Source organism: Escherichia sp. E2586 (assembly GCF_005781105.1).
In the GTDB taxonomy this organism is placed as follows: domain Bacteria; phylum Pseudomonadota; class Gammaproteobacteria; order Enterobacterales; family Enterobacteriaceae; genus Escherichia.
In genome coordinates, this window is sequence record NZ_VATN01000022.1 from 63021 (window position 1) to 76939 (window position 13919).

A 13919-nucleotide genomic window follows, 5' to 3' on the forward strand; every position below is an offset into this window, starting at 1 on the left:
ACCATGAAACCTGTTGTGCTGGTGGTGGATGATGACACGGCTATCTGCGCACTGTTGCAGGACGTGTTAAGCGAACATGTCTTTACGGTTTCGGTCTGCCATACCGGGCAGGAGGCAATATCACGTGTTGAGGGCGATCCTGATATCGCGCTGGTAGTGCTGGATATGATGCTACCCGATACCAACGGCCTGAGGGTATTGCAACAATTACAGAAAATGCGTCCTGCACTGCCGGTGGTGATGCTGACCGGCCTGGGCAGCGAGTCTGATGTGGTGGTCGGGCTGGAAATGGGCGCAGATGATTACATCTGCAAGCCGTTTACCCCACGGGTCGTGGTCGCGCGACTAAAAGCGGTGCTACGGCGCGTTGGCGCGCTGGCAGTCAATGAGGAGAAAAACGCCGGGCTGTCATTCAATGGCTGGTATCTCGATACCACGCGCTGCCAGTTGCACAATCCGCTACAACAACATGTCGAGCTGACCCAGGGCGAATATGGCTTGTTACTGGCCCTGGCGCAAAACGCTCGTCGGGTATTGAGCCGCGAGCAGTTGCTGGAGTTCACCCACAGCGATAGCGTGGAGGTGTTTGATCGCACCATCGACGTATTAATCATGCGCTTACGCCGCAAAATCGAACTAAACCCGCATCAGCCGATGTTGATTAAAACTCTGCGCGGTCTGGGGTATGTCTTCGCTGCCGACGTGCACTAATCCGACAATTCTGTTTGTAGTTCTTCCAGCGTTTTTGCCCCGTCGATAGCATTGGCACATAACAGGCTTGCCCGCGCGCAGGCGTGTGCCAGTTTGATGCTCTCGGTAAGCGTCCAGCGTTCATGGCAGCCATATAAAAATCCGGCACAAAATGCATCGCCCGCGCCGACGCTGCCGATAATTTCCCGTTGTTCTAACTTTTGCGAAGGGATCCACACGCCGCCCTGTTCCGGTGTCTCTCCCCAGGCACCTTCCGGGCAGTGGATCACCACTCGCTGGCGTACGCCCGCATCTAACAGTTCACGCGCGGCGGCAGCAATATGCACGATATGCGGTTCGCCGTTGGGTAAGCGAATTTCCAGCCCGCTAAACTCCCCGGCCTCCAGTTCGTTAATTATCAGATAATCCAGATGGCGCAACGCGGGCAGCACCATCGGCTGATAACGCGGATCGCCCTTGCGGGAGACAAGGTCGAGCGAGGTTTCAAAGCCATTATCACGCATTTGCGCCAGCAGACGCGCGCTACGAGTACCGTAAACATCGTCCGGCATATCTAGGCTATCGAGCAACAGTAAATAGCCGAGATGGAAAATCTTCATGCTGTTATCAAGCTGATCGAACGCCGGAAGATCAAGCAGTCGGTTAGCGCCCGGCGAATGGAAAAAGGTGCGCTGCCCGCCGGGGTCGCTCATCACCTGCGACATCGACGTCGGGGCAAAGGTGGTGCGCTGCACATGCTGGCGATTGACGTGATATTGCTCAAGCATCGCCATGATGTAATCGCCGTCGCTGTCCTGACCGATTAGCCCGACCGCCTGTAACGGCAACCCGGTGCGCATTTTCGCCAGCGTCAGCAGGACGTTAAGCGGCGCGCCTCCGGTTGAGCGTTCGCTGTGGGTGATTTCCGCCAGCCAGCCGCGCTCTGGCCACTGGATAATCTGATGGACGTGGTCAACCAGCATATTGCCTGCGGCGATAATCCCTTTACGTTCCATCATGCTTGCCCCGCACTGCCGAAAATACGCATCTGTTGTGCAACCGTATCGCTGATGGCGGCTTCCACTGCCAGCAGTAACTCGGCAAACTCGTCATACATCGGCTGACGGCGCGCCATTCGGGCCTCAACGGCTGCCAGCGCCGCTTGCGACATACCCGTGTAGAAATTGATTTTGTGGATACCCCGTTCGATGGCGCGGCGGAAATCGGCATCGCTAATCCCTGAGCCGCCGTGTAACACCAGCGGGATAGCCGCCTGCTGGCGGATAGCGTCGAGGCGCGGGAAATCGAGTTTCGGTTCGCCGCGATATTTGCCGTGTGCATTGCCAATCGCCACGGCCAGCGCGTCAATGCCGGTACGGTCGACAAAATCACGCGCCAGTTGCGGATCGGTAAACAGAGATTCATCGGCATGACCGTAAAGCGCACCGCCTTCGTCGCCACCTACCGCGCCCAGTTCAGCTTCTACCGATACGCCAACGGCATGGCACATTTTCACCACTTCCCGCGTCTGGCGGACATTTTCTTCATACTCCAGCGTGGAGCCGTCAAACATTACCGAGCTGAATCCCAGCCGCAACGCTTGCACCACCGATTCAAAATGCAGCCCGTGATCGAGATTTAACACCACCGGAATGGCATGGCGCGCCGCTTCAAATTTCACGGCTTCGACCAGGGAATCCAGCGAGATATATTTAAAATGTACTTCGGCAATGTTGATAATAAACGGCGAGCGTTCCTGTCTGGCCGCAGCGAATAGCGCGCGTAAAAAGTGTGAGTCCAGCACATTAAACGCGCCTAACGCATAGTGATGTTCGCGGGCATGAGCCAGCCCTTCAGCGAGAGAAATCAACGGCATAACGTTCTCCTTATTCAGCGGAACTGGCGGTATTCGTTACACAACACCAACTGGGCCGGTTCGTCTTCGTCAATCAGGTTGTAGCGGTCCAGCGGCTGTAAAAAGTGGTTATCGTGGTCGTCGTCATTAACAGAAGAGACTTCGCCAACCAGCACATCGCCAAAACCGGCTTCTGCCCAAAAGCTGTGATAAAGGCCAGGCGGCAGGCAGATACTTTCGCCGGGAGACAGGCGCAACTGACTGCCTGCGGTATGTTTCTGGCGGCAGCCGTCGATCACCACCGTAACGTCGCTATCAACCGTTTGCTCGTTGCTATCGGCATTCCACAGTTCAACAATCAAATTGCCGCCGCCGCGATTGATAATGTCCTCACGCTTACGCCAGTGAAAATGCATTGGCGTTACCTGCGCATCGCGCACATGCATGATCTTCTCGGCGTAACATTTCACATACGGCATTCCTTTTGGTGAGCCGTTACGCAGGGTAAACAGCGTCAGCCCCTGTGCAGCAAAGTCGTTGCCACCAAAAGCGGTAACATCCCAGCCGAGTTTGAGCTCAAAAACTTCCTCCCACGCAGTGGAGTCGAGTTGTTGCCATTGGGCAGGCGTGAAACTGGCAAAGGGCGGAAGATGCACGTCATGTTGCGAAAAGAATTGCCGTGTATGGCCGAGAATGTCGTTTATAGCGGAGCGTTTCATCGAAAGCGTTCTCCTTAGCGGTGGCCGGGCAGCTGCGCCGCCCGGCGTGTGGACTTATTTCACCGTCCAGCCTTTGTAATTGCCGACGTTGTTTTTGTCGATCATCGTCACCGGGATCAGCACCGGCTCTTTCGGCGCGGGTTTGCCCTGCAAAATGTCGTAGCCAATTTCCACCGCTTTCGCTGCCATCACCTGGGGATCTTGCGCAGGGGTGGCGACAAACAACGAGTTCTCACGTTTCAGCGCCTCTTCGGCGTCCGGGCTTCCGTCAACGCCGACAATAAAGAACTCGCTACGTTGTGCCTGTTTGGCTGCCAGATCGGCACCGATCGCGGTGGGATCGTTAATGGCAAATACGCCGTCGATCTTCGGATTTGCCGCCAGCAGTCCGGTCATTACCTCCAGCCCGCCTTCACGACTGCCTTTGGCGTTCTGGTTGTCAGAGAGCACCTTGATATCAGGATGGCGTTTAAATTCAGTCTGGCAGCCTTCAACGCGGTTTTGCACGGCGGACACCGGAGGCCCGTTGATGATCACCACGTTGCCTTTGCCTTTCAGGCGATCGGTGATGTACTTACAGGCCATTTCGCCTGCCTGGGTGTTATCGGAAGTGATGGTGGCATCGGCGCCTTCTGCCGCTACGTCAACTGCGACGACCACGATCCCGGCGTCTTTCGCCCGTTTCACCGCCGGGCCGATCCCTTTTGAATCGGCAGCGTTGAGGATGATCATATCGACGTTAGCGGCGATAAAGTTGTCGATCTGCGACACCTGCTGGCCCAGATCGTAGCCGCTGGAAACCAGCGTCACTTTGACGTTATCGCCTGCCAGTTTGCGTGCTTCCAGCTCCGCGCCTTTGGTTATCTGTACGAAGAACGGGTTCGCCAGGTCGCCCACCGTCACGCCTATCGATTTCAGATCTTTCGCCTGGGCGAACGGTGCCGCTGCCAGCAGCGCGCCTGCACAGAGCGCGGTCACTAAGGGCTTCAATCTCATGCTGTATTCCTCATGTGTAGGGTATTGTTGTTATGCGCTTTGATGATGTCGGGTACGGTATTTATCGATCAGCACCGCAATGATGATCACCGCCCCTTTGATCACCAGTTGCCAGAAGTAAGAGACGCCCATTAGGGTCATGCCGTTGTTTAGCGTGGCGATAATCAGCGCCCCAACCAGCGTGCCGGTGATGGTGCCGATGCCGCCAACGAAACTGGTGCCGCCGAGGATCACCGCCGCAATGGCATCCAGTTCGTACCCCATGCCTAAGTTGCCGTTGGCGCTGTACAGCCGCGAGGCGCTCATAATCCCGCCAAGCCCTGAAAGCAGGCCGCTCATGCCATAAACAAACAGCAGCACCAGCCAGACCTTAATGCCGGTAAGACGCGCTGCCTGCATATTGCCGCCGACGGCGTAGATATGAACGCCAAGCGTGGTGCGGCGCAGAATAAACCAGCACAGCACAATCACTGCGAGGGCAATCACCACCAGCCACGGGACAGGCCCAAGATAGTTGTTGCCTATCCACTCGAAATTAATGTTGGAGTTGATGACCGTGGTGCCATCCGCCAGCAGATACGCCGCCCCGCGCAGCGCCGTATAGGTGCCGAGTGTGACAATAAAGGGCGGCAATCCGGCAAAGGCCACCAGCGCGCCGTTGAACAACCCCAGCAGCAGGCCGAGCATCAGCGCCGCTGGAATCGACAGCATGGCGAACTCCGGGCTAAGGGAGACGACCATCGCCGCTACCGCCGTGGTGCCGAGGATCGACCCTACGGAAAGGTCGATCCCGCCAGTCAAAATGATGAAGGTCATCCCCGCCGCCAGCACAATGTTGATCGACGCCTGGCGGGTAATATTCAGCAGGTTACTTTCGGTAAAAAAGTTAGGCGCGATAAAGCCAAATACCGCCACGATCAGGATCAAAATGGGCAAAATGCCGACCGTTTGCATCAGATCGCTCATCAGCATTTTTTTGGCAGAGGTCTTTGCAGAGGTCATCATGAGGGCACCGCCTGGGAATGGGCGTCGTTGACGCCAGTCGCTAAGGTCATAATGTTTTCCTGGGTGATGTTTTTGCCGTTTAACTCGTCGGCAATGCTGCCTTCGCGCATCACATAAACGCGATCGCTCATGCCAACTATCTCCGGCAGTTCGCTGGAGATCATCAGGATCGCCACGCCTTTGCGCGCCATCTCGTTCATGATCCGGTAGATCTCGCTTTTTGCGCCGACGTCCACACCACGCGTGGGTTCGTCGAGCAGTAAAATACGCGGGCCAATCGCCACCCAGCGGGAGATCAACAGTTTTTGCTGATTGCCGCCCGAAAGCCCGCCCGCTCGCACCTGGGCATGAGGCACGCGAATGTTGAGCAACTTGATGGCGTCATCGGAGATGGTTTGTGCTTTTTTGCGGTTGAGCATTCCCCAGCTGGCATCGCGCTCCAGGGTTGCCATGGTGATGTTTTCGGCTGCCGCCATTTCAAGGAACAAACCTTGTTCTTTGCGATTTTCGGTGAGAAAACCAATGCCAAGATCGATAGCTTCGCGCGGGGAGTGGATCACCACCGGTTCGCCATCGACTTCAATCATTCCGCCCGTCGCTTTACGTACGCCGAAGATCAACTGCGCCAGCTCTGAACGTCCGGCTCCTACCAGCCCGGCGAGGCCGACAATTTCGCCGGAACGCACCAGCAGGCTACTCGGCTGGACTTTGCCACCGTCGGTCAGGTGGTGAACATTCAGGCGGGCTTTGCCGAGCGGGATATCGCGCTCTTTATTGAACAGATCGCTCAGTGGCCTGCCGACCATCATCCGTACCAGTTCAGCGGCGTTGAGGTTATCGCGGGTCAGGCTGCCAACGTATTGCCCGTCGCGCAGCACGCTGACGCGATCGGAAAGCTCATACACTTCCGCCATGCGGTGGCTGATATAGATAATCGCCATCCCTTCATCGCGCAGCCGCATAATCAGTTCAAACAGGCGGTGAGTTTCACGCGAGGAGAGGGCGGCGGTGGGTTCGTCCATCACCAGAATGCGGCTGTTGCGATGCAGCGCGCGGGCGATTTCGACCTGTTGTTGCTCGGCAATGGTCAGCGTCATGACTTTATCGCTGGCGTTAAACTGCGCGCCGAGGCGGTCGATCACTTTTTGCGCCTGCATCAGCATCTCTTTGCGCTGCACCAGCCCGCCGTGGGAAAGCTCGCTGCCGAGGAAAATGTTTTCAGCTACCGTCAGATTCGGTGCCAGCTGCATCTCCTGATAAATCAGCGTAATACCGGCGCTTAAGGCATCTTTTGGCGTGCGAATGTGAAAGGGCTTGCCGTCAATCAGGATCTCGCCGCTGGTGGCGGTATAAGCCCCCGCCAGCACCTTCATCAGCGTGCTTTTTCCCGCGCCGTTTTCCCCCATCAGGGCATGGATCTCGCCAGGGTAAACCGTCAAATCCACCCCCTTGAGCGCATAAAATTTGCCGAAGGCTTTGGCAATATTGCGCATCTCCAGAACCGGCGTGCTGTTCATGGCGGACTCCTGCGAGGTTGTCGATATCAGCACTCCATCACAGGAAAGTAAATGCAAAATGTCAGAAGCCGTTCATATTTGTCATATTGCGATTTTTCTTTACGGAGCGTGATATGGCGCACCCCGGACGTCACTTTTTTGCCAGCGCGCGCGGGCGATTGCTGCTTTTGAATTTGCTGGTGGTGGCGGTGACGCTGATGGTCAGCGGCGTGGCGGTAATGGGCTTTCGCCATGCCAGCCAGATGCAGGAGCAGGTGCAGCAGCAAACGGTGGATGATATGACCGGCAGCCTGAATCTGGCGCGCGACACGGCAAACGTGGCGACGGCGGCGGTGCGATTGTCGCAGGTGGTGGGGGCGCTGGAATATAAAGGTGAAGCCGAGCGATTGCAGGAGACACAGCGGGCATTAAAAAGCTCGCTTGAGCAACTGGCGGACGCGCCTTTAGCGCAGCAGGACGCCGGGCTGGTGACGCGAATCATCACGCGTAGTAACGAACTGCAAACCAGCGTCGGCGGAATGCTGGAGCGCGGGCAAAGGCGGCATCTGGAGCGTAACGCGCTGTTAAGTTCGCTATATCAAAACTTAAGTTATCTGCGACATTTGCAAAAAGTCACTCACGCGGAAGATGACATTTTGCTTAACGAGATGAACCGACTGATTGTTGCCGCTATTGCCACCCCCGCGCCACAGGCGATTATTCATCAACTGGTCGGGGTAATGTCTGTATTACCGACCCACAGCGATACGCCGTTGGTCAATACGCTACTCACTGATTTCAATGATGAACTGCGCAAGCTGGCGCCGCTTTCGGCCGCTCTCGAGCAAAGCGATCTGGCGATCAGCTGGTATATGTTCCACATCAAAGCGCTGGTGGCGATCCTCAATAGTGACATTAACCGTTACGCCGAACAGGTGGCGACGCTCTCCGGTCAGCGGGTGGCGCAAAGTTACCAGGATCTGCGCTCCGGCGAGAGGCTGATCATGATTTTCGCTCTGTTAGCGGTGGTGATCACCGCGTTTGCAGGCTGGTATATCTATCGCAATCTCGGCTCTAACCTGACGGCAATTTCCCGCGCCATGAGCCGCCTGGCGCACGGTGAAGCGGACGTCACTTTTCCGGCGTTACAGCGACGCGATGAGTTGGGTGAACTGGCGCGCGCCTTTAACGTTTTTGCCCGCAATACCGCGTCACTCGAACGAACCTCATGGCTGTTGAAAGAGAAAACCACGCAGATGGAGATTGCCCAAACCGAGCGGCAGGGGCTGGAAGAGGCGCTATTGCACAGCCAGAAGTTGAAAGCGGTCGGGCAACTGACGGGCGGGCTGGCGCATGATTTTAATAATCTACTGGCGGTGATCATTGGCAGCCTGGAGCTGGTGAACACGGACTCTCCCGACGCGCCGCGAATACAGCGGGCGCTGCAAGCCGCCGAACGTGGGGCGCTACTGACCCAGCGGCTACTGGCGTTTTCCCGCAAGCAGTCCTTACATCCGCAAGCCGTTGAACTGAAAACTCTGCTGGAAGAGTTAAGCGAATTAATGCGCCACTCCTTACCGGCAACCCTGGCGCTGGAGATTGAAGCTCAGTCTCCGGCGTGGCCCGCGTGGATTGACGTCAGCCAACTGGAAAACGCCATCATCAACCTGGTAGTGAACGCCCGCGATGCGATGGAAGGGCAGACGGGAATCATCAAAATTCGCACCTGGAATCAGCGTGTCACCCGCAGCAGTGGGCAGCGACAGGACATGGTGGCGCTGGAGGTTATCGATCATGGCTGTGGTATGTCGCAGGCGGTGAAAAGCCAGGTGTTCGAGCCGTTCTTTACCACTAAACAGACGGGCAGTGGCAGCGGTCTGGGCTTGTCGATGGTCTATGGGTTCGTGCGCCAGTCCGGCGGGCGCGTGGAAATTGAAAGCGCGCCAGGGCAAGGAACAACGGTCAGATTACAGCTTCCCCGCGCGCTGGTGGCGGAGAAAAACGTATTGCCAGCGGTGGTAGAGCAGACAGCCGTCAGCGGCGATAAACTGGTGTTAGTGCTGGAAGATGAAGCCGCGGTGCGCCAGACCATCTGCGAGCAGTTGCACCTGTTGGGCTATTTGACGCTGGAAGCGAGCAGCGGCGAACAGGCGCTGGACCTGCTGGCGACATCAACGGAAATCGATATTTTTATCAGTGACTTAATGCTCCCCGGCGGTATGAGCGGCGCAGAAGTGGTCAATGCAGCCCGCAAACTTTACCCGCACCTGACGCTGCTACTCATCAGCGGCCAGGATTTACGCCCCAGCCATAACCCCGCGCTGCCCGATGTGGCGCTACTGCGCAAACCTTTTACCCGCGCGCAGCTGGCGCAGGCGCTGGGGCAAATTGAGGGATGATTTTCAGAATTTATCAAGAGGCCTGAAGCAAACGTGCTGCTATTGTGAGCAATTCTGTTCTGAATTGAAGTGATTTACATATGATCGTGATGCCAACCACCTATAGCCCTATGACGGTTGCTCGTTCTTTTCGCGTGGTGGAAGAGATCGAGCTTTCTGGACGTCTGTTACAGGTAATTTATGACAAGCAGACGCCAAGAGCGGCCATCATTGAAGCGGACATTGAAGTTTTTGCAGGCGTGCCGCGTCATCGGGTACTTGCCGCTCTCGATCTGCAGCGTAAAAAAGAGTTCGGCAGCGATATCATTGCCGTTGAACGCTGGTGGGAAGACTCGGATCTGGTACAGGTGGAAGGTATTTGTGTCTCTCCTGGTGAGCGCGATAAGGGGCTGGCAACTCGGCTGTATGAAGCGCTAATTCTGCAATGCGGTATCACGCTAATCAGCGATTTTGATCAATATGATGGCGGGAAGATGCTCTGGCAGAAGATCGCGCGCGAGTCCGATCAGATTTCCGTGTTTGTATTAGACACTGAACAAGGGGCATTTTGGCCTTACGATAGCACGAAAGTGATCTACGATGGCGGTTGCATTCCGGAAGAGCGTATCTGGAGTATTTCACCGGATCAAAAATGTCATGGCATTGTGCTGGTGGCGGAAAATAAACAGCGAGCTAACCAGCTAATGGAAGAGTCTGCGCCTTACCGAATTTGAGATTACTCCGCTACTCCGCTCATTCACACTCAACTAACGTTAAGCCAGTCCATTGCAGAGACTGGCTTATGAAACCTTACTCCACGCTCTTTCTTTTCACCCTGCTCACGCTGTCCACCGTTCCGGCCCAGGCCGATATTATCGACGATACCATTGGCAATATTCAGCAGGCGATTAACGACGCTTATAACCCTGACCGTGGGCGTGACTATGAAGATTCGCGCGACGACGGCTGGCAGCGTCAAGTGAGCGACGATCGTCGCAGACAATATGACGACCGCCACCGCCAGTTTGAAGATCGCCGCAGGCAGCTGGACGATCGCCAGCGCCAGCTTGATCGGGAGCGTCGGCAACTGGAAGATGAAGAGCGGAGAATGGAAGATGAGTATGGGCGGTGAGGGGGCCAGTGCGCACATTCTCCCCATCACGCTACCCCAATCTCCATCCTATCAAATCCCGCCTCAAATCCCGACGGCAGCGCGTTCTCCATCAGCCACGCATCAAACTGGTGGCTGATGTGCGTCAGAATCACGCGCGGCGAGCGGATAACTTCATTCAGCGCCAGCACGGTGTTTAAATCGCAGTGATTACGCGGCGCATCCTCGCGCGGCGGGTGGCTGCAATCAATCACCATCACTTGCGGCTGGTTATTGCGTAAAAATTTCAGCGTTTTTTCCGGCAGGCCAGCGGTGTCAGACAGCCACGCCACCCGGCTATGTGCCGTTTCCAGTAAATAGCCGAAAGTGAGTTTTGAGTGGTTGAGCGGCAGGGGCGTGACCTGCACCCCCTGCAAATCAAACACTACAAACGGTTCCACCGTGTGGCTGAAATCAAGCAGGCCCGGATGTTTAAACAGATCGTCGCAACCCTGTTCATCCGGCGGGCCGTAAACCGGGATCGGATCGCCAACGCCCCAGCGCAGCGGAAACAGCCCCTGCACGTGATCCATATGATAATGCGTCAGCAAAAACTGCTGGAACGATCCGGGTGACCAGCGATCGGCGAGATCGTGCCGCCCGGCGTCGATCAGGGTGACAGCCTCGTTAAACTTCACCACGCCGCTGCATGGCTGGCGGCGATACCGCGGTGAGCGCCGCGCTCTGACGCAGGCCGCGCACTCACAGCCCCATGCCGGAACGCCCTGTGCGCCGCCAGTGCCGGTGAGCGTGAGAGTCAGGCTCATGTTACAGCGCCTTCGTGAAGCGGAAATGGCTCTGCTCGTAGCCTTCGCGCAGGTAGAAACGGTGCGCGTCGTGGCGCTTCACGTTGGTCGAAAGTTCGGTCATTTCTGCCCCGGCCTGGCGGGCTTCTTCTTCTGCCCATGCCAGCAACTTGCTACCCACGTTCAAACCGCGCGCCTGCGGCATCACCACCAGTTCCTGAATTTCGCCGATCCAGTTGACATGATGCAGATGAAACTGCAAATGCAGGCCGATCATGCCGACAACTTCGCCATCCAGCAGCGCCAGATGGTAGCGCATATTCGGGTCGCGCAGGTTGGCGTTAAAGCCCACGCGAAACGCGTGATGGTCAAACTCCGCCTGTTTTAGCTCACAAATCAGCGCGTAAACCGCGTCGGTATTGTACTGCGTGGCCGGGCGAAGCTCACAAGCAGGCATGGTGTTTCTCCTTCTGATGGATCAGCGTCAGCAGCGTGTCGACCGACTGGCGCAGGCTGCCGTCATTGTTGAGCGTATGGCAATCCTGCGGAGTATAGCGGGCGGCGCGCGCCAGCCGGGCGTTAATTTCACTGGGGTTTTCGCGCCCACGGTTTTCCAGGCGCTGGCGGAGGATCTCCGGCGAAACCTGTAAACAAATGGGCAGCAGCGCCGATTGATAGCGCGCCCGCGCCTGCGGCAAATGCGCGCGTGAGCCGTTGACTACCACGTCGAATCCAGCGTGCAGCCAGAGGTCAATCTCGATGCCGACGCCATAATACAGACCGTTAGCGTGCCAGCTTAAGGCCAACAGATTTTGCCCCGCGCGGGTAAAAAACTCCTGCTCGCTCAGGGCGATATGGTTTTCGCTTCCGGCACAGGCATCGCGCGTGATGTAGCGATGTGCCACCAGTAACTGCGCCTGTTCCCGCTGGCGCAGCGCCGCCAGCAGGCTGTCTTTCCCGGAGCCGGAAGGCCCCATCAACCAGATTAGCTTTCCCATCATCAGAACACCCTTTTACCCTGACGCCAGACGTGGTCGATATGAATATGATTGCCCTTGCGATGCGCCAGCACCAGGTCGGCGCGTTTGCCCTCGCCAATCACCCCGCGATCCTGAAGATTCAGCGCCTGGGCCGGATTTTTGGTCACCAGCTTCACCGCCTGCGGCAGCGTAAAGCGGTTGCTCTGGTCATCGGCGACGCGAAATGCCGCATCCAGCAGGCTGGCGGGGTAGTAGTCGGAAGAGAGGATATCCAGCAGACCAAGCTGCGCCAGTTCACTTGCCGCCACGTTGCCGGAGTGCGAGCCGCCACGCACGATATTCGGCGCGCCCATCAGCACGTTCATGCCATGCTTACGCGAGGCTTCCGCTGCTTCAAACGTGGTGGGAAATTCGGCGATCACGCTGCCAAGCTGGTGGGATTCGGCGACGTGGGCGTGCGTGGCGTCATCGTGGCTGGCAAGCGCAATCTGGCGTGTGCGGCAGATCGCGGCGATGGTTTCGCGATTCGGCTGCGACCAGCGTGCGGCGAGCGCCAGCTGCTCCTCTTCATACTGCTGCATCTGCGCATCGGTGAGCGAGTATTTGCCCTGATAATATTCGCGATACTTCTCGCGGTTGGCGAACTGGCGCTGGCCCGGTGAGTGGTCCATCAGCGACACCAGCGTGACCGGCTCGCGCTGCACCAGTTTTTCAAACAGCGGCAGCGTAGTGTGATGCGGCAGTTCACAGCGCAGGTGCAGACGGTGCTCGGCGCGGTTGACACCGCGTTTCTGCGTCTCTTCGATGGCGTTGATCATCTTCTCCAGATTCTCCAGCCGATCGCCGCCGTCGCGCACATCACCAATCGCCACGGCGTCCAGTACGGTGGTGATGCCGCTTGCCACCATCAGCGCGTCGTGGCTACTCATCGCCGAGTGGGCGGGCCAGTCTACTTTCGGGCGCGGGGTGAAGAATTTATCGAGGTTATCGGTATGCAGCTCAATCAGCCCCGGCAGCAGCCAGCCGCCTTCGCCGTCCATCGCGTCCGGCAAGCGGCTCTGGCTTTCGGCAAAGGCGCGGATTTCGCCATCCTGTACTTCCAGCGAACCGTGTACCACCTCGTTTTCCAGCACCAGCTTAACGTTATTGATAATCATGCAGAGGCTCCCATTGGGTGCAGGCGGTCGGCGACGTCATTGCGTACGGCTTCGTCATGGAAGATGCCGACGATGGCCGCGCCACGGGCTTTGGCTTCGCGGATCAGTTCCACTACGGCGGCGCTGTTTTTGGCGTCCAGCGAGGCGGTGGGTTCGTCGAGCAGCAGAATGGGGTAGTCGACGATAAAGCCACGGGCAATGTTGACGCGCTGCTGTTCGCCGCCGGAGAAGGTTGATGGCGCAAGGTGCCACAGGCGTTCCGGTACGTTCAGGCGCGTGAGCAGACGCGCGGCTTTAGCGGCGCAGGCTTCACGCGGTACGCCGGTATCGAGCAGCGGCTGCATCACCACTTCCAGCGCCGAAATACGCGGGATGACGCGCAGAAACTGGCTCACCCAGCCGACGGTGGTTTTGCGGATTTCCACCACTTTGCGCGCTGGTGCAGTGACCAGGTCTACCCATTCGTCACCGTGTTTGATCTGGATTTGCCCTTCGTCGGGCAGATAGTTGGCGTACAGCGAGCGCAGCAGGGTTGATTTGCCGCTGCCGGAGTGGCCGTGGAGCACCACGCATTCGCCCGCGTTGACGGTGAGCGAGGCGCGTTGTAAGACGGGCAGGCGCACGCCGTTTTGTTGGTGCAGGATGAAGGTTTTACTGACGTTTTGTACGTTAATCATTTTTCGCCTCGTGGTTCGGGTGTCGGATGCGACGCTGACGCGTCTTATCCGACCTACGGGGAACGCATTT

15 protein-coding genes are annotated in these 13919 nt (G+C 57.3%); 4 read left to right on the top strand and 11 right to left on the bottom strand.

All coding sequences use genetic code 11. The annotated features are described in order from the left end of the window. Positions 1-3 precede the first annotated feature (3 nt). Entirely contained in the window at positions 4-711 is a 708-nt protein-coding gene (locus FEK50_RS19565; RefSeq protein ID WP_130224323.1) for a response regulator transcription factor, read from the top strand. Here FEK50_RS19565 and FEK50_RS19570 read toward each other — a convergent pair. The 6 genes from FEK50_RS19570 to FEK50_RS19595 are packed head-to-tail and all read right to left on the bottom strand — an operon-like array spanning position 708 to position 6782. Next, a complete protein-coding gene (locus FEK50_RS19570) occupies positions 708-1709 on the bottom strand; it encodes a carbohydrate kinase family protein (RefSeq protein WP_131161371.1) in 1002 nt (333 codons plus the stop codon). The two genes, FEK50_RS19565 and FEK50_RS19570, sit on opposite strands and share 4 nt — an antisense overlap. After that, positions 1706-2566 (bottom strand): ketose 1,6-bisphosphate aldolase, encoded by an 861-nt coding sequence (locus tag FEK50_RS19575; RefSeq protein ID WP_130215626.1) that lies wholly within the window; start codon positions 2564-2566, stop codon positions 1706-1708. The genes FEK50_RS19570 and FEK50_RS19575 overlap by 4 nt, the downstream gene beginning before the upstream one ends. A gap of 14 nt (positions 2567-2580) precedes the next feature. Continuing rightward, positions 2581-3264 (bottom strand): D-lyxose/D-mannose family sugar isomerase, encoded by a 684-nt coding sequence (locus FEK50_RS19580; protein WP_130205865.1) that lies wholly within the window; start codon positions 3262-3264, stop codon positions 2581-2583. 54 nt (positions 3265-3318) lie between these two features. Next, the gene (locus FEK50_RS19585; RefSeq protein ID WP_131161370.1) at positions 3319-4260 is read right to left on the bottom strand and encodes an ABC transporter substrate-binding protein; all 942 of its coding nucleotides are present in this window, start codon (positions 4258-4260) and stop codon (positions 3319-3321) included. Between the two features lie 30 nt (positions 4261-4290). Next, complete coding sequence (locus FEK50_RS19590; protein WP_130215630.1) at positions 4291-5265, bottom strand: ribose ABC transporter permease; 975 nt, start codon at positions 5263-5265, stop codon at positions 4291-4293. After that, a complete protein-coding gene (locus tag FEK50_RS19595) occupies positions 5262-6782 on the bottom strand; it encodes a sugar ABC transporter ATP-binding protein (protein WP_131161369.1) in 1521 nt (506 codons plus the stop codon). Before FEK50_RS19595 ends, FEK50_RS19590 begins: the two co-directional genes overlap by 4 nt. 113 nt (positions 6783-6895) lie before the next feature. Here FEK50_RS19595 and FEK50_RS19605 point away from each other — a divergent pair, with 113 nt between their 5' ends. The 3 genes from FEK50_RS19605 (at position 6896) to yjdP (ending at position 10271) form a co-directional block, all read left to right on the top strand. Further along, a complete protein-coding gene (locus FEK50_RS19605) occupies positions 6896-9160 on the top strand; it encodes a hybrid sensor histidine kinase/response regulator (RefSeq protein WP_131161368.1) in 2265 nt (754 codons plus the stop codon). Between the two features lie 80 nt (positions 9161-9240). Then, a complete protein-coding gene (locus tag FEK50_RS19610; protein ID WP_131161367.1) occupies positions 9241-9873 on the top strand; it encodes a GNAT family N-acetyltransferase in 633 nt (210 codons plus the stop codon). 68 nt (positions 9874-9941) lie between these two features. Then, the gene (gene yjdP, locus FEK50_RS19615; protein ID WP_130205873.1) at positions 9942-10271 is read left to right on the top strand and encodes a DDRRRQL repeat protein YjdP; all 330 of its coding nucleotides are present in this window, start codon (positions 9942-9944) and stop codon (positions 10269-10271) included. Between the two features lie 26 nt (positions 10272-10297). On the opposite strand, the gene phnP is transcribed toward yjdP, so the two are convergent. From phnP to phnL, 5 genes are read right to left on the bottom strand one after another with little or no spacing between them, the layout of a single operon-like run. Further along, the gene (gene phnP / locus FEK50_RS19620; protein ID WP_131161366.1) at positions 10298-11056 is read right to left on the bottom strand and encodes a phosphonate metabolism protein PhnP; all 759 of its coding nucleotides are present in this window, start codon (positions 11054-11056) and stop codon (positions 10298-10300) included. 1 nt (position 11057) lies between these two features. Further along, positions 11058-11492 (bottom strand): aminoalkylphosphonate N-acetyltransferase, encoded by a 435-nt coding sequence (phnO, locus tag FEK50_RS19625; RefSeq protein WP_131161365.1) that lies wholly within the window; start codon positions 11490-11492, stop codon positions 11058-11060. Beyond that, on the bottom strand, positions 11479-12036 hold the full coding sequence (gene phnN, locus FEK50_RS19630) for a ribose 1,5-bisphosphokinase (protein WP_131161364.1): 558 nt from the start codon (positions 12034-12036) through the stop codon (positions 11479-11481). Before phnN ends, phnO begins: the two co-directional genes overlap by 14 nt. Continuing rightward, complete coding sequence (gene phnM / locus FEK50_RS19635) at positions 12036-13172, bottom strand: alpha-D-ribose 1-methylphosphonate 5-triphosphate diphosphatase (RefSeq protein WP_131161363.1); 1137 nt, start codon at positions 13170-13172, stop codon at positions 12036-12038. Before phnM ends, phnN begins: the two co-directional genes overlap by 1 nt. Further along, positions 13169-13849: a phosphonate C-P lyase system protein PhnL gene (gene phnL, locus FEK50_RS19640; RefSeq protein WP_000611425.1), complete on the bottom strand. Its 681-nt coding sequence runs from the start codon at positions 13847-13849 to the stop codon at positions 13169-13171. Before phnL ends, phnM begins: the two co-directional genes overlap by 4 nt. Positions 13850-13919 lie beyond the last annotated feature (70 nt).